The following is a 25,628-nucleotide window of genomic DNA, read 5'->3' on the forward strand; positions in this document are numbered from 1 at the left end:
AGCGAAAGTAAAGAATTTTTGGGCTAATTTCCTCATTTGCAGTTAATGAATGGGACTGTTTTCCGCAGAAGTTAGTAGAAAGCGGTTACAAAGCGATTTCTTTTCAGTGGACGTGTATACTGTCCCTAACGAACGTCTTCCCACCAATGATTGAATACCTGGGCAGAATCGTTCAATAATACCAATTGACCGATTTTTGGGGTTAAGAGGGGGAGGCCTACGTTTCTGTTGGCTTCGGTGACGCGCGCCAGGGGCTCATCCCAGGCGTGCATGGCGAGCGAAAATTTCGAATTGTGGACCGGAAAAACCGACTGCGCATTTAAATCTTGCGCGGCTTGCAGCACCTGTTCCGGAAGCATATGTATATAAATCCATGCCGGATTATATTGTCCATCTTCCAGGAATGCCAGGTCAAAAGGCCCGTATTGTTTGCCAATCTCGGCAAAATGCTTTCCATAACCACTGTCGCCACCGATGAAAATGCGCTGCGATGGGGCATTTAACACAAAGGAGGCCCACAGTGTGCCGTTTCGCTTAAAACCCCGACCCGAAAAATGGCGGCCCGGGGTAGCATGTATGGCAAACCCATCTGTCAAATCAGCGGTTTCGTGCCAATCAAGTTCGATGATCTTTGATGGTGCATACCCCCAGTATTCGAGGTGGGCGCCCACACCCAATGGGCAGATGACCTGAGCCACTTTGGGTTGGAGCTTTTTGACTGTAGCGTAGTCAAGATGATCCCAATGGTCGTGCGTAATAATCAGGTAGTCGATTTTAGGCATGTCTTCGGAATGATAGTTTGTCGTTCCTGGAAAACTTTTCGTTGTGAATGACACCGGCGATGCATTTCCATTGAATACAGGGTCCACCAGCAACCTTTTGCCATCTATTTGAAGGAAATAGGAAGAATGGCCAAACCAAATCAACGCGTCGATCCGGGAATCCAAGGCATGGATGTCTGTTTGCACATGCGGAAGGGTATCAACGGGAACCTGTCTTGGGGTCTTGTTGAATAAGAAACTCCAGATAACCGAAATCATGTTGGCGCCTTCGGCTAGATCGGGCGTATTTTCCAAATTTTGGAAGCTTCCCTTTTTGTAATTCGGCGAGCTTTTGATTCGCTCTAACCGCTGCCCGGCAGGTGCTTTGCCGAATTGGGGTTGTTGAAGGAAAATAAGTACGGCAACTACCAGAACCGCACAGATTACAAAAAAGTATAGAAGCATTCGTTTGATGATTTTTTTCATGCTATTCGAGCCGAAATCCAAACAAATTAATTGGGCTTGGTCCAATAATGCAATTTACCGAGTGATTTTTACAATCGGCTGACTGCATGGCGAATGTTTGGCCGGCAGGACCTATACTAAATACGGGTTAAAAACGCGGTTATCTCGCGGTTGAATGACGCGGGATTCTCGAGATTCGGAAGATGGCCGCATTCGGTCATCTCCACATATACGGAATCAGGTATTTCCGATACCAGGATATCGGCTTGCTCTTTGGTGGTAATCTTATCTTCCGCCCCGCGGATAACCAGTACTGGAACGGTTATGTCTTTCAGACTATCGGTAGTATCCGTGCGGGAGGCCAATGCAAGCAGCGTAGCGCAAATACTGCTTTCGGTGTTTCTGCGGATACTGCTCTTGATGAGGTCGACGGCATCCCTGTTTTCCAAAAGACTTTTTTGGGAAAAGACGTTGTTTACAAAGCCGATGGAAAAGGGCCGCCTTCCATTTTTGAGTACGGATTGGATGCTGTCAAAGCGCTTCAACTTCGCTGCATTGTCATCAGCCAGCGAGTGCGTATCGCTTAAGATTAATCCCGAAAATGCCTCCGGTTGGATCTGGTAAGCGCGTAACGCAATGTAACCGCCCATGGATACGCCACAAAGGATGGATTTTTTTACCGACAATTTTCTGAGAAATGCCAATAGGTCCTTGGCGAATACATCCACGCTGAAAAAACCATGACCTACTGTACTGTTCCCATGCCCCCGGACATCCACCGCGATGCCTGTCACCTGAGATGGCAGCGAATCCAATTGCGGGATCCACATGTTTTTGTTGAACGGAAAACCATGTAGGAATACGACGGTGTGTTCTGCATCCAGTGCTTCCTTTAATAAATAGCTTATGCTAATGTCGCCAAGGCGGATTCTTTTTCGCTTGATCAGGTTTTTTTTATATTCCATATAGGGACGTAACAAATAAAAAGAAGGATATGTTTGAACTTTAAAAGTAATAAAATCAAGGAACTAATCCAACTTCGGATTGGACAGGGTCTATTTTTTCTAAAAATATTTCGTTGATATCATTCAGATTTCTATCTTTGCAAACCGATTCGGGAATGCGCTTGTAGCTTAACTGGATAGAGCACCTGACTACGGATCAGGAGGTTAGGGGTTCGACTCCCTTCAAGCGCACATGTTTCACTTTCATAGCCTAATCATAACGTTGGTTAGGCTATTATTTTTCACGCGTATATTATGCTAAACCTTGTGTTATTTGGCCCTCCGGGAGCAGGGAAGGGCACCCAATCGCAGAAGCTTATCGAGCGCTATCAATTGGTGCACATCTCCACGGGCGATCTTTTCCGCGCGCACATCAGCAACCAAACGGAGTTGGGGCAGCGGGTAAGCAAACTGATTGCCGACGGTGAATTGGTGCCCGATTCGATCACCATCGCGATGTTGGAGGAGGAGATTGTTAAAAATCCCGAAGCGAAAGGGTTTATTTTCGATGGTTTTCCACGGACCGTAGCTCAAGCAGAGGCCCTGGATCGTTTTCTGGAATCCAAGGGAACCGCTATAGCGGGTGTCATCGCATTGGATGTAACGGAGGAGGAATTGACCGCGAGGATTGCCAAACGGAAGGCCGTAAGCAATCGTGCGGACGATGACAGTGAGAAATTGAAAAAACGCATTGAAGAATATTTTAGCAAAACGATCCATGTGCTGCCTTACTATGAAAATCAAGGCAAACTAGCCAAAGTCAACGGCATTGGTAACATTGATGCCATTTTTGGTGAAATCACGGATATTGTAGATCGTTTGAAGAATTGAAATTTGTTGGTAGCCGACGGTTAATGGCCGAAAGCTGATATTCGAACGCTGACGAAGTGGCCCAAGGATCAAATTTTGTCGATTATGTAAAGGTATGCTGCCGATCCGGACGCGGAGGCGCAGGTTCGGCGCATTTGCATCGCGATAAATTCACGGCAAAAGGTGGCCCTGACGGTGGCGACGGCGGCCGCGGCGGGCATATCCTGTTAAAAGGCAATGCGCAGCTCTGGACCTTGCTGCACCTGAAATACCGAAAGCATATTATTGCAGAGGATGGCCAGCCGGGCGGTAGTGCGCTGAAACATGGTGCCAACGGAAAGGACGAAGTGTTGGAAGTACCTTTAGGTACCGTGGCGCGCTATGCAGACACCAATGAGGTGCTTTTTGATTTAACCGAAGACGGTGAAACCAAAGTATTGACGCCGGGCGGGCGGGGCGGACTTGGCAATTGGCATTTTAAAACCCCAACCCAGCAAACCCCACGTTTTGCGCAGCCGGGTGAGCCGGGGAGAGAGGAATGGATTGTCCTAGAACTGAAGGTACTGGCTGATGTTGGCTTGGTCGGGTTTCCCAACGCGGGGAAATCTACCTTATTATCTGTCCTATCTGCGGCTAAGCCCGAGATTGCCGATTATCCTTTTACTACGCTGGTGCCAAATCTGGGCATCGTTTCCTACCGCGACAACCGGTCGTTTGTCATGGCGGATATCCCAGGCATTATTGAAGGCGCGTCTGAAGGAAAAGGATTGGGGCATCGATTTCTACGCCACATAGAACGCAATGCCGTATTATTGTTTATGGTTCCGGCCGATACCAACCGCACCATCAAGGAAGAATATCGGATACTCTTGAACGAATTGATCGCATTCAATCCTGAATTGAAAGATAAGCCCCGCATTTTAGCCATTACCAAATCAGACTTGCTAGACGATGAACTCCAGCAGGAGATGAAAAAGGAAATTCCCGATGAAATTCCCTACGTGTTTATTTCCTCCGTTTCAAATAAAAATATTCAACAACTAAAGGATCAAATCTGGCAGGCGATTAATGGTTGACGCCAGTATCCGGTTCGTTTGCCGTGGACGGATTCCGTACAATTAAGCTTTGTGTTGGGTAAGCAAATTCAATTCCCTCTGCCTGAAACGCCTCGAAGATGTGAAGGTTCATCGACTGATTGATGTCCATATACTTATTAAAGTCGTCCGTTAACACAAAATACACTACTTCAAAAATCAAACTGAAATCGCCGTATGCCAGGAAATGCGCGCGGTCAAACAGCGTATCCGATTGTGTGGTGATCGCTTCGCGGATGATCTGCGGGATTTTGACTAATTTTTCCTTCGGTATATCATACGTGACGCCTAGCGTGAAAACAATACGTCTCCTTTGCATTCGCTTAAAATTATGCAGGCGTGAATTAGTCAGGTCCGTATTCGAAAAAACCAATTGCTCGCCCGTCAGTGCCCGGATTCTGGTGGTTTTCACACCAATGGATTCAATCGTGCCACTTTTATCCTCCACCACAACGAAATCACCGACCTCAAAAGGACGGTCGAAGAAAAGTACAAAGTAATTAAACAAATCAGCAATGATATTCTGTGTCGCTAACGCAATGGCAATGCCCCCGATCCCTAATCCCGTAAGCAGTGTAGCCACGTTGTAACCCAGGTTACTGATGAAAAAGAGAATGGCAATAATCCATAACAATGCAGACAAAATCATTACAATACCCTTCATTTGCTGGATGCCGGAATCGCCCCTACCTCTCCGCTTCAGGTAATTTCCCAGGAAATAATGGATCGAGAAAATGACAAGTCGCGTCACCAAGAACGTCCACAGAAACATGCCAGCGATGTCCAATGCCCGATGAAGCCAGTCGGGTAACGTGAGACTATTGAGCGCAAAATAACATACACCGAAGTACAAAAGGGGAAGGATCGCATGACTGATTCCCTGTAACAGAAAGTCGTCAAAGGTTGTATCGGACTTTTTAACGATCCGCGTAAGCCCGCTCAACAGAAAGCGCTTAAACCATTTGACCGCGAGGATACCAAGCGCGACAACGCCCAGCACAATCAGGTACGATCGCAAGGTGTTTTCAAAAATGACAGTCTCCATATTTCCTCGTTTTATCCGCGCCGGAGAGGGCGGAAGTTTGTGTGAGGGTAACAATCCCAACTTGGAAATTGTTGGAGAAAAATGGAATCAGATAGCGTTAGATGCGTTAGTACTGTTCAGTTTCATTGGGGAAATCGGATCCTTTCACATCGCGGATGTATCGGCCGACAGCCTCGTTTATCTCTTCATATAAATTAAGGTACTGCCTGAGAAATTTAGGTTTAAATCCTTTATTTAGTCCTAACATGTCGTGTACGACCAATACCTGTCCGTCGCAAGCTACGCCGGCACCGATACCGATGGTGGGGATGCGTAGGCTTGCTGTTACTTCTGCCGCCAGTTTCGAAGGAATCTTTTCCAATACCACAGCGAAGCATCCGGCGTCTTCCAGGTATTTGGCATCCGTTTTTAATTTGTTAGCTTCAGCTTCGTCTTTTGCCCGGACCGTATACGTTCCGAATTTGTATATGGACTGGGGAGTAAGGCCCAGATGGCCCATTACAGGGATACCTGCATTGACAATGCGCCGCACCGTTTCGTGAATTTCGACTCCGCCTTCTACTTTGAGACCGTGGGCGCCGGTCTCTTTCATGACACGAACAGCGGCTTTTAATGCATCGCTGCTTTCGCCTTGATAAGTGCCAAAGGGTAAATCGACAATAACTAAAGCGCGTTTAGCGGCGCGAACCACCGACGAAGCGTGAAACATCATTTCCTCCAATGTGATCGGCACGGTTGTCTCATAGCCGGCCATCACATTGGCGGCAGAATCGCCGACCAATATAATATCAATTCCTGCATCATCCAACACCTTTGCCATCGAATAGTCATAGCCCGTCAATACGGCTATCTTTTCGCCATTATCCTTCATCGTTTGGATGGTGTGGGTAGTGATACGTTTGATCTCTTTGTTTACTGACATAAGGCAAACGTAAGAAAAAAAAGAATATAATAAGCATGGTAAGATTTTTACATAAAGTTCGCCGTCGCGGCGCGCAGCGATCCGACCGGAACGCATTAACAGCGACAGGTTTCGGGTGACGGTGTTAACGGTGGCGTTTAGTAGCTTCAAAAGAAAGCGGGCAATCGAGTCGTATATTAACCGGGGAATTCGTAACTTACCCACGATAATCCATAATAGCGATATGAAAACAATCTTGGTTCCTACTGATTTTTCGGAAAATGCTTTCGTAGCTGCTGAGTATGCCTGTGCGTTGGCTGATGCGGCAGGGCAGAAAGTGCAATTGCTTCACGTATATATCGCGCTTTACGCAGGCTACGGTGAGGAAGGCAATAGCGTGAAACAAATTAAGTGGGCGGAGACCGAATCCGGTGAGGCGATGAAAGATCTTGTTGGGACGCTAACTAAGCAATTTCCCGACGTTGATATCGAAGGCGAATGTGTCAAGGGGTTTATGATTGAAGTGGTGATGGATAAGCTCAAGAAAGGAGAGAATTCCTTGGTAGTTATGGGTACAAAAGGAGCCACCAACATAACTGAAAGCATTTTAGGCAGCACCACGTATGAAGTGATCAAGAAGTCGCCCGTACCGGTATTGGTGGTGCCCATCGATACGCCCGATTTTGCTTTTCAGCGAGTAGGTTTCTTCACTGCCTATGACGACGACGAGCTGGATGCGCTGTTTGCTTTTCAACAAGCCATTACCCTCAGACCGCATTTGGCTATGGTGCATTTTTTCAAGAAAGACGAGAAAGCGCCTGAGAAAGAGTTGGCACATTGGCAACGTAAGGTGGCGGAGGCCTATCCGGACTGGGGCGTTTCTTACCACGCGATTCCCGTGGAAAAAGCAAACATTAATGCGGTTACACAGATCGCACAAACAGAGGGGTTGGATTTACTTATGTTTGCAAGGCCACACAAGTCTTTTTTTCAGAAAATATTCGAGCCCAGTCTTACAAAAGCGATCGCAAATTACCCAACCATACCCTCTTTGTTTATTAAAACATGATGCGCCCGGAATCTTTCTCCAATAGCTTATCTTCACCGGGGACGCGTTGGCGTGCTGCCATGAAGGTTGAACAGCCACTACAGGTTGTAGGCACACTCAATGGCAATCACGCCTTGTTAGCCACGCAGGCAGGCTTTGGTGCGATCTACCTTTCTGGCGGTGGCGTCGCGGCGGGATCACTGGGCTTGCCCGATTTGGGAATTACTACATTGCAGGACGTGCTCATTGATGTTGAACGTATAACCAATGTCTGCGATACACCCTTGTTGGTAGACGTAGATACCGGATTCGGTCCGTCGGCATTCAACGTAGCTCGCACCGTGAAAAGCCTGATCAAGGCCGGCGCTGCAGCGTTGCACATGGAAGACCAGGCGGGCGCAAAACGATGTGGGCATCGCCCCAATAAGGAACTCGTGAGCAAAACCGAAATGACAGACCGGCTGAAAGCCGCGGTGGATGCTCGTACGGATGCGCAATTTTTAATCGGTGCGCGGACCGATGCCTTGGCGAGCGAAGGGCTGGAACTAACGCTCGAAAGGGCTGCGGCATATGCAGAGGCCGGCGCTGATTTTATTTTTGCCGAGGCCGTGAGCGAATTAGCTCAGTATCGCGCATTCGCCGATGCAACAGGTCTCCCGGTGTTGGCCAATATTACTGAATTCGGAATGACACCTTTGTGGACGGTGACGGAGTTGTCGGCGGTTGGGGTTGCGATGGTGCTCTACCCCTTATCGGCCTTTCGAGCGGCTAACAAGGCGGCGCTCAACGTTTACACACATATCCGGAACGATGGCACGCAAAAGAATGTGCTGGATACCATGCAGACACGTTCGGAATTGTATGAAAGTATCAATTACCATGCGTTTGAACAAAAATTAGATGAGTTGTATGGGAAATAGGCGATGTTGGAATCAGAAATCCGGCTCAGCCGATTCCCAGCTGCTAATAACGGATAAAACTACACATTATGAGCGATAGCAATCAACAAACCGTGGGTAAGCCCAAGAAATCAGTGGCACTATCCGGTGTTGCTGCCGGCAATACCGCGTTGTGCTCCGTAGGAAGAAGCGGTAATGACTTGCACTATAGAGGATATGATATCCTGGATTTAGCCGAGGGCGCCTCCTTCGAGGAGGTGGCGCATCTGCTGATCCACGAACGGTTGCCCAATCGCGTGCAGCTTCAGGCCTATCAACAAAAGTTGAAAGCCCTTCGTGGATTACCACAAATTGCCAAGAACGTGTTGGAGCAAATCCGTGCTGCAGCGCATCCCATGGATGTGCTACGCACCTATACATCGGTACTAGGAACCATTTATCCTGAAAAGGACGACCACAATCCGGTGGGCGCGCGCGATATTGCCGATAAACTTTTGGCGTCTTATGCTTCTGCTTTACTGTATTGGTACCATTTTGCACATCACGGAAGACGGATTGAAGTGGAAACCGATGACGAATCGATCGGCGCACATTTTCTTCATCTGTTGCACGGACGGGAACCCTCTGCGTCATGGGCTAAATCAATGGCCATATCGCTAAACCTTTATGCTGAGCATGAATTTAACGCTTCAACCTTTGCGGGAAGGGTCATTGCCGGTACAGGATCGGACATGTACGCATGCATTACAGGGAGCATTGGAGCACTCAGAGGGCCTAAACATGGCGGTGCGAACGAAGTAGCTTACGAAATCCAAAGCCGTTATGGAAATGCACAGGAAGCTGTAGCCGATATTAAGCAGCGACTGGAACGCAAGGAAGTAATCATCGGATTCGGGCATCCGGTGTATACGCTTTCTGACCCCAGAAACGTGATTATCAAACGTGTTGCCAAGCAATTATCTGAGGAATCGGGCGACATGGGGTTGTTTGACATTGCCGAGCAATTGGAAACACTGCTTTGGGAGGAGAAAAGAATGTTTCCCAATCTGGACTGGTTTTCGGCGGTTTCTTACCACCTGATGGGTATACCAACCGCGTTCTTTACGCCGCTTTTTGTCATCGCAAGGGTAACCGGCTGGAGCGCCCACGTTATTGAGCAGCGTCAAGATGGTAAAATTATCAGGCCCAGCGCAAACTATATCGGGCCCGAACAGCGATCGTTTGTGCCACTAGGTAGTCGAAGTTGAATCGTTTACAATTGCCACCTTGTTTCCACTTTCCATTTGACTCAAGTTTTCCATTTTCCACTAATTAAGAAGTCTAAAAAAATATGTCATCCCACATTTCAAACGTACGTCCAGAAACAGATCAGGTTATCACCGACATTGTTGACTACATAATCGATTACCGGATCACTAGCGAAGCAGCATTTCAAACAGCACATTACTGCTTGTTGGACACACTCGGTTGTGGTTTTGAAGCCCTAACGTATCCGGCCTGCACGAAAATGCTTGGCCCCATTGTGAGTGGCACTACGGTGCCTTACGGAGCCAAGGTACCTGGCACATCCTATCAACTGGATCCGGTACAGGCAGCATTTAACATTGGCACCATGATCCGGTGGTTGGATTTCAACGATACATGGCTTGCGGCGGAATGGGGGCACCCCTCGGACAATTTGGGCGGCATATTGGCCACAGCCGATTGGCTTTCACGCACGGCTGTTGCCAATGGCAAAGACCCGCTGACCATGAAAGATGTGCTCGATGCTATGATTCGCGCACACGAAATACAGGGGGTGATGGCACTCGAAAACTCATTTAATCGGGTAGGCCTTGACCATGTACTTTTGGTAAAGCTGGCATCAGTAGCAACCGTTGGCAAGCTGATGGGACTCAGCCGCGATGAATTGATCAATGCCGTATCGCATGCGTTCGTTGATGGTCATGCACTCCGCACATACCGGCATGCACCTAATACGGGAAGCCGAAAATCATGGGCCGCGGGGGATGCTACTTCACGAGCGGTGAGGCTCGCTTTGATAGCAAAAACAGGTGAAATGGGCTATCCATCGGTTCTTACGGCCAAGAATTGGGGATTTTACGATGTGCTCTTCAAAGGGCAGCCGTTTCGGTTTCAACGGGAATACGGCGCTTATGTCATGGAAAATGTGCTTTTCAAAATCTCTTTTCCCGCCGAGTTCCACGCGCAGACGGCGGTGGAGGCTGCAATGACCTTGTATCGCAAATTAACGGACCTGGGACGGACGGCCGACGATATCCAGCATATTCGTATTCGAACCCACGAGGCCGCTATCCGTATTATTGACAAAAAAGGGCCTTTGCATAACCCTGCGGATCGCGATCATTGCATTCAGTACATGGTGGCTGTGCCGTTGCTTTACGGCAGGCTTACGGCGGCTGATTATGAAGACAACATAGCTGCCGACCCCCGCATCGATAGGTTACGCGAAAAAATGGAGACACAGGAGGATGATCAATTTACGAAAGATTATCACGATCCCGAAAAACGCTCCATCGCCAATGCACTTACCGTGACGCTTAGTGACGGAACGGTATTGGCAGAAGAGATCGTCGAGTACCCGATAGGCCACAAACGCCGGCGTGCTGAGGGCATGCCTGTGTTGATTGAAAAATATAAAACGAATCTTGCCCGTATATTTTCTTTCAAGCAACAAAAACAGATCCTGGACGCTTCATTGGACCGAGAAACGTTATCCCGGATGCCGGTTAATGAATTTGTGGATTTGATGGTAACCCCATAATTTTTATCTTTGCTCCACAAGTGAGATACATATTATGCCTATTACCGACAACGATGTCATCTACGAAGATAACCATTTGCTTGCCGTGAATAAGCGTGCAGGGTACCTAGTACAAGCGGATCCCGGAGGTGATGAGCCTTTGGAGGATATGGTAAACAAGTATTTAACAAGAAAATACGAGAAGCCCAACGGTGCTTTTGTGGGAGTGGTACACCGACTAGACCGCCCAGTCAGCGGACTGATCCTTTTCGCCAAGACGAGCAAGGGGTTGGAGCGGATGCAACAATTGTTTAAGGATCGTGAAATCCGTAAAACCTATTGGGCCGTCGTGCGGCAGCCGCCGGAGGAGCCGGAAGGAAAGTTGGTTCATTGGCTTTCCAGGGATCGTACGCAGAACATTACCAAAGTACATAAGACAGCGGCCGACGGGCGTGTATATGCCGAGTTGGATTACAAATTACTGGGCGAGTTAGACGGGTACTATTTGTTGGAAGTCTATCCACTGACTGGCCGGACTCACCAAATCCGTGCACAATTGGCCTCTATGGGGTGTCCCATTGTCGGTGATCATAAATACGGTTATCCCAGAGGAAGCCTCAGACGATCCATCTGCTTGCACGCCAGAAAACTATCATTCGTTCATCCCATTCGGAAAGAGCCTCTTGAGTTATTCGCCGGAACACCAAAAGACGGATTTTGGGACCGATTTGAAGTGTTCAGTAACGCTTAACCTATTTTTCGGCGGCCAATAAACACCGGTAGCAAGCTATTTTGGGCTTTTTGAAAAAAAAAATACGAAATAACGTGTACGTACACGTTATTTTTTTATATTTGTGTCAGATACTAAAACAAACGGTATTATCGCAAGGATGCGTATCGTATTGTTTCGACCCTATTTACGGGGCAACCAATTGTAACCTATCTACGGTTTCGTACTGTACGCAGAGGGATTTTTTTATTTGTAATAGCCGCTGAAACCGGGTTGTTTCAGCGCGGTTGCACGGGTGTGTTAACTTTTGTACTAAATTATATGAAAAGGTTACTAAAAAGTCGATGGCGGGGAGCCTATTTGCCGGTTGCCCTGTTTTTTTCTGTCAGTTTGGGGATGTTTCCCCTTGCCCGTGCGCAGCAAAGCAGGACAGTCACAGGCACTGTTGAAAACATGCAGAACCATTCTCCTTTGCAAGGTGTAAAAGTTCAGGTAAAGGAATCGGGAAAAGCTACGGCCACGGATGCAAAGGGGCATTATAGCATTGAAGCGGCAACCGGAGATGTATTGGTGTTTTCATACGTTGGAATGAAAACGGTTGAAAAGCAGGTCGGGTCGTCCGACCGTGTTAACGTCTCGCTGGAAGAAGATTTATCCAGTTTGGAAGAGGTCGTGGTCATTGGATACGGTTCTGTTAGAAAGACGGATCTTACGGGGTCCGTGGGGCAGGTCGACGTTAAAGATATGGCCAAAGCACCTGTGGGGAATTTTGCCGAAGCATTGGCAGGTCGCGTTGCCGGTGTACAGGTGTCGGGCAGCGATGGTCAGCCCGGAGGAGGCATTAACATCATGATCCGGGGTGCGGGATCGTTGACGCAAAGTACGACCCCTTTATACGTGGTCGATGGGTTTCCGATCGAAGAGCTTGATCCCTCGACACTTAACATCGAAGATATCGAATCCATGACCATATTGAAGGATGCGTCGTCGACCGCGGTCTACGGATCGAGAGGCGCAAACGGTGTGGTATTGATCCAGACGAAGCGTGGCGCGATCGGTGAGCCGGTCATCACCGCTGGCAGTTCGTTGGGGTTTCAGTCGGAGCCCCAGAAGATTCCATTAATGTCTCCTTACGAATACCTGAAGTACCAACAAGAACTTAATCCTACGCATTCATCGACCTTAGCATATTTCGCCAAAGGGGAAACGCTGGAGGACTACCGGAACGTGAAAGGCATTGACTGGCAGGATATGGTTTTTCGCACGGGAGCCGTACAAATTTATAATCTGGCCATAAGGGGCGGTACGGAGAGCACGAAATATTCGGTTTCGGGCAATATGTACGACCAAAAAGGGTCTATCATCAACACGGGTTACAATCGATATTCGGGGAGGGTAACGATCGATCAGGATATCGGAAGCAGAATCCGAATGGGGGTGACAGCCAACTATACCGGTGTGCATACCAATGGACTGGTTATTAATTCCGCATACGCCAGCAGCAACGCCACCAGTACCATTATGATGAGAACGTGGATGTATCGTCCAGTCGTTGCCTTGTCCAGCGATGTCGACCTGATCGATGAACCGGTGGATGAATCAGCAATAGGTACATCGGATTTTCGGGTTAACCCGTTTATTGACCTTGAAAACCAATATCAGCATAACTATACCAATTTGTTGGACGGCAATGGATACATCAGTTATGAAGTCATAGAGGGCCTGACATTGAAATCGACTGCGGGTATCCGGCATGGCGTGGAACGTCTGGATCGCTTTTTTAATTCAAAGACGTCGCAAGGCAGCCCGAACAATCCCAATAATCTTAATGGCGTTAACGGGTCCACGCTGGATATCTTTACCACGAGTTTCTCCAACGAAAATACGTTGACCTACCAGAAAACTTTTAATGAGGATCACAACCTGACGGCGCTGGGCGTTTTCAGCCTGAATAGCGTAAGCAGCGAACAAGCAGGCTACTCAGGCAGGTACCTGCCTAATGAAAACCTGGGGATGGACGGATTGGATCAGGGAGTGGCTTATAACCCCGTTTCCTTATCAACCCGCAATGCCATGCTGTCATATGCAGCCCGGCTCGATTACAACTACCGGTCGAAATACCTGTTAACGTTTACATTCCGGGCCGACGGGTCGTCGAAGTTCCGGAATCATTGGGGATACTTTCCGGGTGTAGCGATCGGCTGGAATATGAGCAACGAGCGCTTTTTCGAAGAAGCACTCCCTTTCGTGTCGACGTCAAAAATTCGCGCAAGCTATGGTAGTTCGGGGAACAACCGGGTAGGGGATTTTGATTGGCTTCCCCAGTTGGTCTACAATATAAACGGCTATTCGTTTAACGGGGCAGCGCCGGTAGGTGCCGTATATCCCTCGAATGTTGGCAATCCCGACCTGCGTTGGGAGAATATCAAGACCATCGATGCGGGCTATGAATTGGGCTTGCTGAATGATCGGTTTTCTCTGGAACTGGATTTATATCGGCGAACGACGGAAGATATGCTGATACAGGCAACGCTGCCTCCGACCACAGGGTTCACATCAGCCCGGAAAAACATTGGGAAATTACGCAATGAAGGGTTGGAAATCACGCTGAATTCAACGAATGTCCAAAACGAGCATTTCACTTGGTCAAGCAGCTTCAACATCAGCTTCAACAAGAATACCGTAATGGCCCTGAACGAAGGCCAGCAAGCGTTGTATGCCAATGGAAGGTATTTTTCACAATTCAATAAGCCATTGTACATCTCGGAGGTCGGTCAACCCGCAGGCATGATGATGGGGTTTGTCTGGGAAGGTAACTACCAATACGAGCATTTTGATAACCCGTCTCCGGGGGTTTACATCCTGAAAAACGACGTGCCGACAAATGGCGCGGTACGGAATACGATACAGCCGGGTGACATCAAATACCGCGATCTAAACGGAGATGGCATCGTCGATGACAATGACTTGACCATTATCGGTCGGGGGCAGCCAATCCACATCGGTGGTTTCGCCAATAACTTCGGTTACAAAGGGTTTAGCCTCAATGTGTTCTTCCAATGGTCTTATGGAAACCATATTTACAATGCAAACCGGCTGGCTATGGAGGGCAACAGCAACGGTTTCGCGCAGATGAATCAATTTGCGACGTACATAAACAGGTGGAGTCCCGAAAACCAGACCAACGAAAATTACCGGACGCGTGGCCAGGGGCCCATCGGTTTTTATTCTTCTCGGGTAGTGGAAGACGGATCTTACCTGCGCCTGAAAACCTTGTCGCTGGACTATTCGCTGCCAGCCCGTTTGATCAAGGGTGCGTACCTGAATAATCTAACCCTAACGGTTGCGGCCCAGAATCTGATTACGTGGACCCGGTACTCCGGTATGGATCCAGAAGTGTCCATATTAAACTCGGTGCTGTCGCCAGGATTTGACTTCTCCTCCTACCCACAGGCGCGTACGATTACATTCGGATTGAAAGCAGGGTTTTAGATGATAATTCAATGGAAATGAAAACAAGATATTTTACCACGGCATTCCTGGCGTTAGCGACTTTCAGTGCCTGCCAGGATTTCCTGAAAACGGAACCCACGGATTTTTTGAATCCGGACAATTATTATGAGACCGAGCAACAACTACAAGCTGCCCGGACAAGTATTTACGACATATTAGGCAACGGATCCCTGTACGGAACCAATACGCAATATTTGTTGGCCTGGACAGCCGATGAAGGGTATATGAACCGTTCAACACTAACGAGCGGGCCGTGGAATTACTTTTATGGTACAGCCGACCCATACAACACGGGGGTTTGGTCTAATCTATTCAACGGCATTAACCGGGCGAACAATGTATTGGCCAATGTCGATAAGAACCCTGCGATCAATCAGCAGATTCGGGATGTGATCCGGGGAGAAGCGTTGTTTCTCAGGGGCTATTTTTATTTTATCCTGGTGCAGTACTACGGTGGGGTACCCATAAAGACAGAACCTACCGCATCGATTGTGGATGTAAATATTGCGCGGAATACGGTGCGGGAAGTCTATGACCAGATATTGGCCGATATGGTGGCCGCAGAACCTCTCGTGCCGAATATATCCTCGCTGGGATTCGGTGGAGCGATCAGCAAATCGGCAGTACGCGGTATATTGGCACGGGTGAATTTGGTAATGGCCGGTTATCCGTTGCGGGACGAAAGCCGGTATGCAGAGGTGAAGCGCTGGGCGCGTATGGTGATGGACGATACGGAGGCCGGGCACGAGATGAACCCCAGCTATCCGGATATATTCAAAAAACTCGCTGGTGATCAGTATGATATCAAAGAAAGCATCTGGGAAGCAGAGTTCTGGGGTAACCTGACGGATGAGTACACGGAGACAGGCAATCAGGGATATATCAACGGCCCTAGCTCCGCCAATGGTTCCGCAACGGGACGGGCGGATTCCTACATGAGTATAACCGCGAAGTTTTATAACGTGTTTGAACCCGGTGACCTGCGCAAGTGGTTCAGTATTGCGCACTTTACGTATGTGAATAGCCAGGTCAACGGTGAGAAGAACCTATCGGGTCCGCCTTCGACCGAAGCAGCGAAATACGTAATGCGGCCTGCCAAGTGGCGGCGGGAATACGAAACGTTGTTACCCAAAGCGGGCAATCGAACGCCTCAGAATGTGCCTTTATTGCGTTTTACGGATGTTTTGTTGATGTACGCGGAAGCAGAGAACGCTATCAACGGGCCCACCGCAGAAGCGGTGGATATCATCAACCAGGTAAGGCAGCGATCGTGGTCGAGAGGGGTTAGGGGATTCAGGATGATAAACGGCGGGTCGGGTTACGAAACACCCCCACGGGTCGTTTTTGGAACGGAGAACGGTAGCGGCGCGGCCGCTAGGGGTGTCATTAACGAGGCGGGCGAAGTAATAGGCTTCGTGCTCAATCGCGATTCGACAGGGGTGATGTATTATCAAGAAGGCCGTTATACGGCTCCACCAACGGTTACATTCGAGTCGGAAACCGGCAGCGGTGCCATGGCAGAAGCAGTTATTTATCAAGCCGAGGATGCCAATTTAACGGAAGAACAAACCGCCACCAAGGAAAGTTTACTTGCTGTCATCCAAGATGAACGGATGCGGGAATTCAATTTTGAATTGTCACGGAAAGCCGACTTGCTACGCTGGGGATTATTTCTGGAAGTCCATCAGGATATGGGAAATACCATACAGCAAGATGTGCCGGGCGCATTCTATGCGCAATATTACAGTAACGTGTCGGAAAGGGATTTGCTTAGCCCGATTCCGGATAGCGAAATAAGTGTCAATCGGGCTATGGTACAGAACCCCGGTTGGTAAGTATGTCAGTAAAAATATAAGAGTATGAGAATTGTGCAATATATAAGCTGTCTGGGAGTGTTGCTTTTCACTTCCTGCACCAAAGAACTGTTAGTAGGTGACGCGCCCGACTTTGATGCAGCACTTGCAGCTGCTTCGTATCAAGTAGGTGAAGAAGTGGTTTTTAATTTAACAGGTAACGCGGATGTGATCGCTTTTTACTCCGGCGAAGTAGCCAATGACTATGCGTTTAGGGATGGGCGGATCGTAGCGCTCGATGATCAGGGAGCGACCATGGCATTTACAAGCGGGGTAACGGGCGGAGCACAGGAAAATCAGCTTTCCATATGGGTGTCAACAGACTTTGATGGAAATTATGAGTCCATAGAAAGTGTGCGTGCGGCCAATTGGACAGAGGTCACGAACCGGTTTGCGCTGGGGACGTCAGCAACGTTTTTAGCATCGGGTACGGTAGATCTCTCCGACCTGATTGAAGCAGGTAAACCTCTATACATAGGATTCAGGTATGTGACAAGACCGCAGGCAGAAAACGGATTGAGCCGGAATTGGATGATACAGACCTTCACGTTAACCAGTAACACGCAGTTTAACGATGCCAATGTGTTGATTACCGATCAGGCACGCGCCGGTTTCACGATCGTTGATGAGGATCCTGAAAACACGCCTGTACGCTCGCAGATAACAGCGACCCGGGTGAGTTTGCTGGGTAACGTTTATAAAGATCCATCCGATCCAATTTATAATCCGGCAAATCCGATTTATGACCCGGAAAATCCGATATACGATCCCGAAAGTCCGGAATATCTTCCCGGTGCGGAACCGCCTGAGTTCGTACCCTATGATCCGGAAAGCCCCTACAACGACCCGCTGCGAGAACACTGGGCCATAAGCCGGCCTTTATATACCGATAAGGTTGATTTGGGACCGGACTTGTCCCTTCCGGTCAAAGGCATCCGTAACGATGCGGTGACTGAATACAGGCATGTTTACAAGCAAGCCGGTACGTATCGAGCGTATTTTATTGCTTCTAATACTACCATTGATGATGCTAAAGAGGTGATCCGGGAGGTGACCGTTACGATAACGGAATAAGGGGCTGTCTAAAAAGTTTTTTTAAAGAATTTCCCCGGTCAAAAAGCGGCCGGGGATTATTTTTTATATAGACTTTTCTTAATCTCCGTTGTAGTTATACAGATGTTATAACCTTTTTTCTCTAACCCTTTTCTAAGTGCGGTGTCGAGTGTCCAAATTTTGTATATTAAGTGGGGATAATTCTTCTATTTTAGCTAAGTGCCTGTTCACTTCTTCAAATAAATAACTTGGCGCAAAAAACTGTAACCTGCTTTTTGCTTTTAAGATTTGCGCCACTGTTCCATTAGGGGATATCAACGCACTGAAAATGATATTACTATCCGTAATAACAATCATGCATCAATCAAATCTTTAAACATCCGCTTGGTCACACAAAGATACTAGTCTTTCCTATACAAATGTACATTAAATCATGCATTATGTTGAAATGAAAAGGGCCGCCTTTTTAGACAACCCCGGCTTGTGGTTTCCAAAAAACTTTTGTGTACTTTTGTATCATGAGTTGGATAAAACATGTTTCGGCAACAGCCTTATTGGCGGTTATTCTGGCGGTTTCCGTTCCCCAACGGATGCATGCTCAATGCGCCATGTGCACACTAACCGCCGAAAATGCGACCGAAAACGGCAATACCCAAGGAAAAGGACTGAATAAGGGAATCCTGTTTTTATTGGCGATTCCCTACTTGGCGGCCGTGGGAGTGGGCGTGTTGTGGTACAAGAAGTACCGTGGTAAAAAAACAGTAAATGTCGATAACGATCCGATTGTATTGAATTGATCTGCTGATGGCGGTTACCCACACATCGAAGGTAAAGGCAATGTTGGCTTCTAAATGTCCCAAATGCCGCGTCGGAAAGATGTTCGTGGGCAATACATACGGATTCCGTCGACAACGGATGAATGATATCTGCCCCTATTGCGGGTTTCGTTTTGAGATTGAGCCCGGCTATTTTTACGCGGCCATGTACGTAAGCTACGGCCTTTCGGTTGCCCAGGTTGTCGTCGCCGGATTACTTACCTACGAATTTACAAAAAGCGAGTCTCCCTGGGTCTACCTGTTCGTGTTGCTAGGGGTTATATTTGTTTTTGCCCCCTTCAATTTCCGTTACTCCCGGCTCATTCTCCTGTACTACCTGACCCCAAAGGTGAAATACGACCCGAAATACGAAGATCATTCCCCCGGCGAATGATAGGGAGTGCCCGATCAAAATGGACTGATTATATCTTTGAGGAATGGCAGCTGTTGATCTTTTTCGGAAACGATCAGTTCACTAGGTGTAAACGGCCAATCGATAGCCAGGTCGGGGTCGTCCCACCTGACACCCAATTCCCCGGCTTTATCATAAAAGCCGGTCACCTTATAAGCAAACAACGTATTATCTTCGAGTGAGAGAAATCCATGCAGAAAGCCGGGGGGGATCCACAGGGATTTGGCCTCGTGCTCATCCAGTATGAGCGAGAAACTTTGTCCGAATGTATCCGAGTGCTTCCGGATATCGACCGCGACATCCAATACGCGGCCGCGTAATACCCGCACCAGTTTGCCCTGGGCATTCGGTCCGGCCTGCGCATGCATACCACGTAATACACCGCGGTGAGAGCAGGAAAGATTGTCTTGTACAAAAGTCGCCGAAATTCCTTCCGCATCGAACGGCCGTTGATTATAGGTTTCGATGAAGAAGCCCCGGTCATCTTTCCATACCTGTGATTCGATGATGAGTAGATCGGGTATCGGGGTAGGTATAAATTTCATGGAACTTACAGATTGATATATTTCATAATGCTGTCAAAAAACAGTACTTTTCCGACATAAGTGGTTTCTATTTGCGCCCGGATCTCGGTTAAGCGGGTCTCCTGAAATGCAGCGATTTTATCGCGGTTGTCGGCACGTAACTGAATGCAATAGGTAACGCCCTCGTGGGGGGAATCCAGCATTTCCAGAAATGACAGCTGGACTTCGCTGTTTCCGACTCCATCGGCTAACTGCCCGCTGAGATAGGTGCGGATAGCTTCGCCAATTTCGTTTTCGGCGATGATTGTGGCGTTGTATAGATACATGGCGCGAAGATACGTAATCGTGCGCGTTGCGAGTAATTGTTTTTTTATGTACCTGACGTGCATTCCGAAACTCTCGCGCCTTACATGTAAAATTAAGGTTGCATAAACCGGTTTTATCGTAAAATTTTCCACCTTTGAGGAAAGGAGCGGGATTGATTAATATGGTACGCAGTGTTGTTTTTTTGCTAGTGACCGTAAGCGTCGTTGGCCATCTGGTTAGCTGCGATAGCGCAAGGGATCGTGCTATACCGGTGGCTGATTTCTTTTCCGAACCTGAAAGAACCAATTTCCGGATATCACCCAGCGGTAAATACATCGCCTATCTAGGCGTGTATGAAGGCCAGAAAAATATTTTTATTATCCATTTGGACGACGGAAACCGCCACCAACGGATTACATCGGAAACGGAGCTCGGTGTCCAATCTTGCTTTTGGGCAAATGATGAGGAATTGATTTTTACCAAGGATAAGCGAAGGGACAGCTTGCAGGTATTTGCTGTCAACCGCGCCACGCTGGGAGTAAGGCACCTTATGCCGCCATCAACGGTTAAGCTGCGTTGGATATCTCCATCCAAAGTGATAGACAATGGATTTTTAATTTCGCTCAATGAGCGGGATTCGTCCGTGTTTGACGTGTATCGCCTTCGCACCGACGCTTGCCATAAAGAATTGGTGGCGAGAAATCCTGGAAATATCATTAAATGGTATGCAGACCTTAACGGGGAATTGCGATTGGCGCTTGCCAGTGACAGCCTGAAGGAAACGATGTTATACCGCGACAGCGAAAAGGAGCCCTTCCGGGCGGTGGTTAGCAACAGTTTTCGGAATTCGATTATGCCACTGGGATTTTCGGGCGAAAACAGAAGCCACATATTTGCCCTGTCTAATATCGGCCGCGATAAACTAGCGCTTGTCGAGATTGACATGAATACCGGAGCCGAGGTGCGGATGATTTATAGCCATCCCGACGTCGATGTGAGCCACGGAGGATATTCGACGGATCGCGGCGAAATGTCGTATGCAAGTTATTTCACCTGGAAAAAAGAACGTCATTTTCTGAATAAGCAAACAGAAAGCGTATACCATAAGTTGTCACAGAAGCTGGACGGGCACGAATTGATTATTCTGGACCGGGATACGGCCCGGCGCCGGTTCATTGTGCGTTCGTATACCGACAAGGACCCCGGTGCTGTGTATTATTATGACATGCCCCAGGATGAGCTGACCAAGTTGGTAGATAACAACCCCGCTTTGAACGATTGCCAATTGGCAGAAATGAAACCCATTACCTATCACGCTCGGGATGGACGTCGGATACACGGATACCTAACCATGCCACCCAAAGCAAGCGGTAAGAAACCTCCGGTAATTGTGTATCCCCATAGCGGCCCAAGCGATCGCGATCGATGGGGTTTTAATCCCGAAGTGCAATTTTTCGCCAGCCGAGGCTATGCAGTGTTCCAGGTTAACTACCGGGGTTCCACGGGATACGGGAAAGAGTTTTGGTCAGCTGGATCCAAAGAGTGGGGCGGCAAAATACAAGACGACATCACCGATGGTGTGCGTTGGTTAATTCACGAAGGACGGGTCGACTCGACCCGCATTGGCATTTATGGTGCAGGCTTCGGGGGGTATTCTGCATTGCATGGTGCCTGCTTCCATTCCGATCTGTATGCATGCGCTGCATCCTATTCCGGATTCATCAATCTGTTTACGTATCTGAAGGAAGTGCCACCTTATTTCAAACCGTATTTGCAGATGTATTACGAGACCGTCGGCAATCCGGAGACCGAACCGGAACTGATCAAATCGATGTCGCCGGTTTTTCATTCCGATCAGATAACCATTCCCGTGTTTATTGCGCAGGGTGGAAGAGACAGCTGGAGCACCGTGAACGAGACTAACCAATTTGTACAAAAGCTAAAAAAGCGAAAAATCCCCATCACGTATATATTGAAGGAGGAGGAAGGGCGGTATTTCCGTAACGAAGAAAATCGTATCCTGTTTTATAAAGAACTGGGCGAATTTTTCGATAAATATTTGAAATGACCCACCGGCGCAATACATACCGCGTAAACTACTTGTTGGTTAGCGCTTTTATTGTAGTAGTGATTGCATCCTTCGTATTAGCTGCTTTCCTCGCCCGCGATCTCACGGTTACCTATGTGGAAAATGAATTTGCGTCCCGGAAGGTCGAGGTGTTGGAACATAACCTTGGTACGTTTAACGATTTTTTCCATAACCGGATTCCGGAAATATCGTTTTATCAAGGATATTTGGATTCCGCCGGTGTGGCTACATACGCCGATAGCGTGTTCCGTGCCTACCCATTTGTCGAACGCATTGTCTTTTACGATGTGTCACTGAGCAACAATGAGCACATAAAATATGGTTTGTTGGCAAATAACTTGGTTGTTTATCCCAAAGGCGTGTATCAGTTTAGTCCAGAAAGGGAAACCGGCGATGCCTGGCCAGCCGTGCCGAAAAATGGACATCTACCGCTTTCGTTGTCCGATGATTTTAATAATATGGCTGTCAAGTTTGCAGCATTTATTGAACGGGTAGACACCGCTAAGGCAATTCAGGATGAGGATATTTTCAAGGTGTTTTATGCCGTTACGCCGGGAAAAATTTCCTATATGAACATTCCGCGGAGAGACGATCTGAAAACGTATAAGGAACTGATGTATGGCAAGGTCGCACATGAGGCCGTTTACGAACAGGATATTCTTACGTTTTTTATTGACCCCAATAAACTTTCGCTGACCAATAACATACCTGAACTGTATCAACGCATTCAAATTCAACCGTTGGTCTATGAATCGATCGAGACGGATACGGAACTATTTACCACAGAGACCCCGCTGCCCGGGGCGCTGGCCGATTATAAGATTTATTTCAGTTCCAGCCGTGCATTCCTGCAATCTGAAATCAACCGGAGGTTTCTGCCTGTAATGGCCGGTGTGGTCGCTATTTACCTCCTTCTGGCTGTCATCGCCTATCTCACCTATCGCAACCTCTACGTGAATGAGCGGATGTTTAAATTACAGTACGATTTTATCAATAATTTAACCCACGAATTCAAAACCCCTGTAAGCGTAATCAAAATTGCCGGTAACAATATCCGGAGTGGCAAACAGTTGTCGGAAAAAGAGCGTATGCAATATGGGAAGATTTTGGATGAAGAAGCTGATAAGCTTAACAACCTGATGAACACCCTGCTATCATTTACGCAAATTGAAAATAAATCGATAAAAATAAAGCGGGAGGAAGTCGATTTGCACGAATTTTGTGACAAAGTGTTGGCCGCTTCCCAATTTAAATACGGAGATTTAATCCTCCATTGTGAAGTGGACGTAAGAAGAACCTTGTATATTGATCCGGTTCTGTTGGGCAGTATATTCCAGAATTTGATTGATAACGCATATAAATACTCCAAACGAGATAACAAGGTATTGGATATAACCATTAAACAAACCAAAAAGCAAATAATTATGCGGTTTGCGGATAAAGGCATTGGTATTGCAAAAAAAGAATTAATGCATATTTTTAAAAAGTTTTATCGCGTGCAGAATCAATATAACCAGCAGGGTAGCGTGGGACTTGGATTGGCTTTTTGTAAGGAGCTGGTTAACTTTATGGGCGGGGACATCTCCGTAGAGAGCGAGTTGGATAAGGGAACGATATTTACCATCGTATTTCCATTAGATTAACCAGCTGTGGTTTTTTTACTTTTTACTTTTTACTTTTTACTTAGAAATCGTATCAGCATATGTATAAGAATGTCAAAATAGCGATCGTCGAGGATGATGAAAATTTACGTTTTCTGGTGGCGCATCGCCTCGAATCTGAAAATTACCAAGTGGTCCAGACGGGCAACGGCGACGACGCTGAGAAATTAATACTCGAACAAAAACCCGATATCGTTTTGCTCGACTGGATGCTTCCGGGCAAACAGGGTTCCGAGATATGTGCCAATCTGCGTAAAGAAGGCTTTGTTAATCTCATAATCATGATGACGGCCAAGTCACAGGATGTGGATAAAATTGACGCATATAGCTTCGGTGTTTCAGACTATATAACGAAGCCGTTCAGCATGGACGTCCTGGTCGCCATGATCGAAAACAAAATAAAATATTTTGTCAACCACCAGGGAGCGGATTTATACACATTTGGCGACACGGAGCATCACCCGAATATCCATTCGCTGGTGCGTGAGGGTAAGAAAATCGAGCTAACCATACTCGAGAACCGTATCTTGCTGTACTTTTTGCAGAATGTGGGTCGTGTAATCAGTCGCGATGAGCTCATGCAGGTGGTTTGGGGGTATAGCTCCAATGTTAACACCCGGACGTTAGACATGCATATTGTACGTCTGCGTAAAAAGATCGAGGTGAATGCCGACAAGCCCGCTTATTTACAGACGGTCAGGGGAATGGGATACAAGTTTGTGGACAACCCCTAATCTTTTTTTGTTTATTTAAAAACATTTTTATATCTTCGTCCTATGAGCAAGGCCATACCACTAGGACGGTATGGTCTTGCTTCTTTTTTTGACTTTATTTTTTTAATTTATAACAGATTATGGCAGAAGTAACGTATTACAGCAAAGAGGGATTGGAAAGACTCAAAGAGGAGTTGCAGTATCTCAAAACGGAGGGCAGGGCAAAGATCGCAAAAGCCATTGCCGAAGCGCGAGACAAAGGCGATTTGTCTGAAAACGCCGAATACGATGCCGCTAAAGAGGCACAGGGGTTGCACGAGGCCAAAATTGCGAAGCTGGAAGAAAGCTTGGCCAATGCCCGTGTTATCGACGAATCAACATTGGATACCTCCAAGGTGTTGGCGCTGTCCATTGTAAAATTAAAGAATGTAAAAAACGGCGCTGTAATGACTTATCAACTGGTGTCCGAAACGGAGGCAGATTTGAAGGCTGGAAAAATTTCGGTTAAATCTCCGATCGCGCAGGGCCTACTCGGTAAATCGATTGGTGATAAAGCGCAGATACAAGTGCCCGCAGGCCAGGTAGAATTGGAAATCCTGGACATTTCCAGATAGCTGTAGGTGTCGGTTATGTGCGGGTCTGCCATAACCGCACATAGCAAGCTAATATTATACGGCGGCTGTTTCACAAAACAGCCGTTTTTTTATCTTTGTATCATTGATGATTAACGAAAACAATATGCCTACCATATTTTCAAAAATTGTTGACGGCGAAATCCCGGCTTATAAGGTCGCCGAAAGCAACGATTACCTCGCTTTTTTAGATATTAATCCATTGACCAAAGGACATGTGCTCGTGATTCCCAAACAGGAGACGGACTACCTGTTTGACATGGCAGACGATGACTATATGGGGCTGTGGGTATTTGCGAAAATCGTAGCCCAGGGAATCAAACAGGTTTACCCATGCGAGCGGATTGGCGTGGCAGTGATCGGCTTGGAAGTTGCTCATGCGCATGTTCATTTGGTGCCGATCAATGGCATAGGAGATCTGAATTTCGATCGTCCCAAACTTAAGCTCAGTCACGATGAATTTGCGGAAAGCGCAGAAGCCATCCGGAATGCCATCTCATCACTCACGCGTAAATCATAAATCCTTACCGATGGAG

The 25,628-nt window shown here is 47.5% G+C and carries 24 protein-coding genes and 1 tRNA gene; 18 read left to right on the forward strand and 7 right to left on the reverse strand.

Features of this window, described 5'->3' with window-relative positions; translation table 11 throughout:
• Positions 1–125: 125 nt before the first annotated feature.
• Entirely contained in the window at positions 126–1,226 is a 1,101-nt protein-coding gene (locus ACFQRK_RS02225; protein WP_379003182.1) for an MBL fold metallo-hydrolase, read from the reverse strand.
• 137 nt (positions 1,227–1,363) lie between these two features.
• Positions 1,364–2,191 (reverse strand): alpha/beta fold hydrolase, encoded by an 828-nt coding sequence (locus tag ACFQRK_RS02230; protein WP_379003184.1) that lies wholly within the window; start codon positions 2,189–2,191, stop codon positions 1,364–1,366.
• Positions 2,192–2,348: 157 nt separating this feature from the next.
• Between ACFQRK_RS02230 and ACFQRK_RS02235 the strand changes: the two genes are divergently transcribed.
• The 3 genes from ACFQRK_RS02235 to obgE all read left to right on the forward strand — a co-directional run bounded on the left by ACFQRK_RS02235 (position 2,349) and on the right by obgE (position 4,116).
• Positions 2,349–2,422: transfer RNA gene (locus ACFQRK_RS02235), tRNA-Arg, on the forward strand.
• A gap of 63 nt (positions 2,423–2,485) precedes the next feature.
• Positions 2,486–3,061, forward strand: coding sequence for an adenylate kinase (locus ACFQRK_RS02240; protein ID WP_379003186.1), 576 nt, complete (start codon positions 2,486–2,488; stop codon positions 3,059–3,061).
• A gap of 56 nt (positions 3,062–3,117) precedes the next feature.
• Positions 3,118–4,116, forward strand: coding sequence for a GTPase ObgE (obgE, locus tag ACFQRK_RS02245; protein ID WP_379003189.1), 999 nt, complete (start codon positions 3,118–3,120; stop codon positions 4,114–4,116).
• Here the strand turns inward: obgE and ACFQRK_RS02250 are convergent.
• Positions 4,106–5,179, reverse strand: coding sequence for a mechanosensitive ion channel family protein (locus tag ACFQRK_RS02250; protein WP_379003191.1), 1,074 nt, complete (start codon positions 5,177–5,179; stop codon positions 4,106–4,108). The genes obgE and ACFQRK_RS02250 overlap by 11 nt on opposite strands.
• Before the next feature lie 106 nt (positions 5,180–5,285).
• The gene (panB, locus tag ACFQRK_RS02255) at positions 5,286–6,101 is read right to left on the reverse strand and encodes a 3-methyl-2-oxobutanoate hydroxymethyltransferase (RefSeq protein ID WP_379003193.1); all 816 of its coding nucleotides are present in this window, start codon (positions 6,099–6,101) and stop codon (positions 5,286–5,288) included.
• Between the two features lie 223 nt (positions 6,102–6,324).
• On the opposite strand from panB, the gene ACFQRK_RS02260 reads away from it, so the two are divergent.
• The 8 genes from ACFQRK_RS02260 (at position 6,325) to ACFQRK_RS02295 (ending at position 17,961) form a co-directional block, all read left to right on the forward strand.
• Positions 6,325–7,149, forward strand: a complete 825-nt coding sequence (locus tag ACFQRK_RS02260) for a universal stress protein (protein ID WP_379003195.1) — start codon at positions 6,325–6,327, stop codon at positions 7,147–7,149.
• On the forward strand, positions 7,146–8,048 hold the full coding sequence (gene prpB, locus ACFQRK_RS02265; protein WP_379003197.1) for a methylisocitrate lyase: 903 nt from the start codon (positions 7,146–7,148) through the stop codon (positions 8,046–8,048). Before ACFQRK_RS02260 ends, prpB begins: the two co-directional genes overlap by 4 nt.
• Before the next feature lie 68 nt (positions 8,049–8,116).
• Entirely contained in the window at positions 8,117–9,274 is a 1,158-nt protein-coding gene (gene prpC / locus ACFQRK_RS02270; protein WP_379003199.1) for a 2-methylcitrate synthase, read from the forward strand.
• A gap of 83 nt (positions 9,275–9,357) precedes the next feature.
• On the forward strand, positions 9,358–10,812 hold the full coding sequence (locus tag ACFQRK_RS02275) for a bifunctional 2-methylcitrate dehydratase/aconitate hydratase (protein ID WP_379003202.1): 1,455 nt from the start codon (positions 9,358–9,360) through the stop codon (positions 10,810–10,812).
• Between the two features lie 34 nt (positions 10,813–10,846).
• Complete coding sequence (locus tag ACFQRK_RS02280) at positions 10,847–11,542, forward strand: RluA family pseudouridine synthase (protein ID WP_379003204.1); 696 nt, start codon at positions 10,847–10,849, stop codon at positions 11,540–11,542.
• A gap of 300 nt (positions 11,543–11,842) precedes the next feature.
• Positions 11,843–15,013, forward strand: coding sequence for a SusC/RagA family TonB-linked outer membrane protein (locus ACFQRK_RS02285; RefSeq protein ID WP_379003206.1), 3,171 nt, complete (start codon positions 11,843–11,845; stop codon positions 15,011–15,013).
• A 17-nt stretch (positions 15,014–15,030) separates the two neighbouring features.
• Complete coding sequence (locus ACFQRK_RS02290; RefSeq protein WP_379003208.1) at positions 15,031–16,869, forward strand: RagB/SusD family nutrient uptake outer membrane protein; 1,839 nt, start codon at positions 15,031–15,033, stop codon at positions 16,867–16,869.
• Between the two features lie 24 nt (positions 16,870–16,893).
• Entirely contained in the window at positions 16,894–17,961 is a 1,068-nt protein-coding gene (locus ACFQRK_RS02295; protein ID WP_379003209.1) for a DUF5017 domain-containing protein, read from the forward strand.
• A 132-nt stretch (positions 17,962–18,093) separates the two neighbouring features.
• On the opposite strand, the gene ACFQRK_RS02300 is transcribed toward ACFQRK_RS02295, so the two are convergent.
• On the reverse strand, positions 18,094–18,297 hold the full coding sequence (locus ACFQRK_RS02300; RefSeq protein WP_379003211.1) for a PIN domain-containing protein: 204 nt from the start codon (positions 18,295–18,297) through the stop codon (positions 18,094–18,096).
• 161 nt (positions 18,298–18,458) lie between these two features.
• Here ACFQRK_RS02300 and ACFQRK_RS02305 point away from each other — a divergent pair, with 161 nt between their 5' ends.
• Together ACFQRK_RS02305 and ACFQRK_RS02310 are read left to right on the forward strand one after the other, a co-directional pair.
• Positions 18,459–18,737 (forward strand): hypothetical protein, encoded by a 279-nt coding sequence (locus tag ACFQRK_RS02305; protein ID WP_379003213.1) that lies wholly within the window; start codon positions 18,459–18,461, stop codon positions 18,735–18,737.
• Positions 18,738–18,744: 7 nt separating this feature from the next.
• Positions 18,745–19,149, forward strand: coding sequence for a DUF983 domain-containing protein (locus tag ACFQRK_RS02310; protein ID WP_379003215.1), 405 nt, complete (start codon positions 18,745–18,747; stop codon positions 19,147–19,149).
• A 14-nt stretch (positions 19,150–19,163) separates the two neighbouring features.
• On the opposite strand, the gene rfbC is transcribed toward ACFQRK_RS02310, so the two are convergent.
• Both rfbC and ACFQRK_RS02320 read right to left on the reverse strand, forming a co-directional pair.
• Positions 19,164–19,712, reverse strand: coding sequence for a dTDP-4-dehydrorhamnose 3,5-epimerase (gene rfbC, locus ACFQRK_RS02315; RefSeq protein WP_379003218.1), 549 nt, complete (start codon positions 19,710–19,712; stop codon positions 19,164–19,166).
• Between the two features lie 5 nt (positions 19,713–19,717).
• Positions 19,718–20,017, reverse strand: a complete 300-nt coding sequence (locus tag ACFQRK_RS02320) for a DUF4286 family protein (RefSeq protein ID WP_379003220.1) — start codon at positions 20,015–20,017, stop codon at positions 19,718–19,720.
• 134 nt (positions 20,018–20,151) lie between these two features.
• On the opposite strand from ACFQRK_RS02320, the gene ACFQRK_RS02325 reads away from it, so the two are divergent.
• The 5 genes from ACFQRK_RS02325 to ACFQRK_RS02345 all read left to right on the forward strand — a co-directional run bounded on the left by ACFQRK_RS02325 (position 20,152) and on the right by ACFQRK_RS02345 (position 25,612).
• Entirely contained in the window at positions 20,152–22,065 is a 1,914-nt protein-coding gene (locus tag ACFQRK_RS02325; RefSeq protein ID WP_379003223.1) for a prolyl oligopeptidase family serine peptidase, read from the forward strand.
• On the forward strand, positions 22,062–23,729 hold the full coding sequence (locus ACFQRK_RS02330; RefSeq protein WP_379003225.1) for a sensor histidine kinase: 1,668 nt from the start codon (positions 22,062–22,064) through the stop codon (positions 23,727–23,729). The genes ACFQRK_RS02325 and ACFQRK_RS02330 overlap by 4 nt, the downstream gene beginning before the upstream one ends.
• Positions 23,730–23,788: 59 nt before the next feature.
• The gene (locus ACFQRK_RS02335; RefSeq protein WP_379003227.1) at positions 23,789–24,481 is read left to right on the forward strand and encodes a response regulator; all 693 of its coding nucleotides are present in this window, start codon (positions 23,789–23,791) and stop codon (positions 24,479–24,481) included.
• Positions 24,482–24,600: 119 nt separating this feature from the next.
• Entirely contained in the window at positions 24,601–25,074 is a 474-nt protein-coding gene (gene greA, locus ACFQRK_RS02340; protein WP_379003229.1) for a transcription elongation factor GreA, read from the forward strand.
• Positions 25,075–25,198: 124 nt separating this feature from the next.
• On the forward strand, positions 25,199–25,612 hold the full coding sequence (locus tag ACFQRK_RS02345) for an HIT family protein (protein WP_379003231.1): 414 nt from the start codon (positions 25,199–25,201) through the stop codon (positions 25,610–25,612).
• Positions 25,613–25,628 lie beyond the last annotated feature (16 nt).

Origin of the sequence: Parapedobacter sp. GCM10030251 (assembly GCF_042666505.1) — a bacterium.
GTDB lineage: Bacteria > Bacteroidota > Bacteroidia > Sphingobacteriales > Sphingobacteriaceae > Parapedobacter.